General features: G+C 75.1%; 1 protein-coding gene. It reads right to left on the bottom strand.

Annotated features, from left to right (window positions below):
* Positions 1–58: 58 nt before the first annotated feature.
* Positions 59–1,120, bottom strand: a complete 1,062-nt coding sequence (locus ABZ497_RS36790) for a LacI family DNA-binding transcriptional regulator (RefSeq protein ID WP_359812502.1) — start codon at positions 1,118–1,120, stop codon at positions 59–61.
* Between the last annotated feature and the right edge of the window lie 412 nt (positions 1,121–1,532).

Genomic DNA, 1,532 nt, shown 5'->3' with positions numbered 1-1,532 from the left:
GACGGTGATCACCGTCCGCGGCCCGGCACCCGTGGTGCGCCCGGGAGGCCTGCGGTGCTCAGGCCCGGCCGGTGGCCGGGGGGCGGGTCGAGCTGGACCGGACGAGCAGGTGGGGTGTGACGGAGACGGGCTCCGTCCCGGCGCGCTGTCCGCCCGGCGGGTCGATCCGGTCGAGGAGGAGGGCGACGCACTGGCGGCCGACCTCCTCGAAGTCCTGGCGGACGGTGGTCAGCGGGGGCGCGAAGTACGCCGATTCCGGGACGTCGTCGAATCCCACCACGCTGACGTCCTCCGGGACCCGGCGGCCCGCCTCGCGCAGGGCCAGCGACAGGCCCAGGGCCATGTGGTCGTTGGCGGCGAAGACGGCGGTGACCTCGGGGCGGGCGGCCAGCTCCCGGCCGAGCTCGTACCCGGAGGCGGCGGTCCAGTCGCCCAGGGCGAGGGGCGGGACGGGGGCGCCGGCCTCCTTGAGCGTGCTGTGCCAGGCGGCGGCGCGCCGGCGCGCCGCGTAGGAGTCCTGCGGGCCGCCGATGTGCCAGACGGTGCGGTGGCCGAGGTCGAGGAGGTGGCGGGTGGCCGCGATCGCGCCGGCGGCCTGGTCGGTGTCCACCGAGGGGAAGCGGCGTTCGGGGTCGCCGTCGGCGACGACCACCGGGACGCCGGAGGAGATGTCGAAGCCACGCCGGTCGAGGATCTGCGCCTCGATGACGATCAGGCCGTCCACGGCCTGGTCGGTGAGCTGGCGGACGGCCTGCTGCACGGCGTCCTCGGTCTGGGCCTCGGCGCAGACCACGTTCACCGAGTACCCGGCCGCCTGGGCGGCGCGGGAGATGGCGGCCAGGGTGCGGGCGTTGCCCTGGGCGGCGATGTCGAAGGTGACCACACCGAGGACGTGGAAGCGCCCGAGGGTGAGGGCCCGGGCGGCACTGTTGCGCTGGTAGCCCAGCATCCGCATGGCGGACAGGACCCGGTCACGCGTCTCGGGCTCCACGTTGGGGCGGTGGTTGGCCACGCGGGAGACCGTTTGGGAGGAGACGCCCGCGAGCGCGGCGACGTCCGCCTGGGACGGCGGGCGCGGCTTGCCGCGGGTGGTGCTGCCGGGCGTCACGCTGTGGTCCATACCGGTCCGTTCTCTCGTGTCTGCGTGAACATCGTAGACGGTGCGCCGCCCGGGGCCACCGGCCCAGGTCCTGGGAATGCGCTGAGAAAAGGAGGCTGCCGGCCCCGCCCGCCCGTAAGGAGGCGGGGGAACCGGCAGCCGGTGGCGGCGCGGCCGACCCTCAGCGGCGCGCCGCCGGTCCGCCCTCCCGGGAAGCCGCGGACGCCACAGCCATGGGGCGGCCGCTGTCCGGCTCCGCGAGGGGGCGGAGGATCAGGGGGTTGGAGGGTGGCAGGCCTCAGGCGGGGAGGCCGATGGCGCGTTCGCCGTTGCGGCGTTGCTGGATGACGACGGCGGCGACGAGGAGGGCTCCTTGGGCGACGTTCTGCCAGAAGGAGTTGATGCCTTCGACGGTGAGGCCGTTCTCGAGGCA

Origin of the sequence: Kitasatospora sp. NPDC005751 (assembly GCF_040630835.1) — a bacterium.
Lineage (GTDB): Bacteria > Actinomycetota > Actinomycetes > Streptomycetales > Streptomycetaceae > Kitasatospora.
Note: the sequence above shows the minus strand (reverse complement) of the source record. Positions and strands in the feature narration are given on the sequence as shown.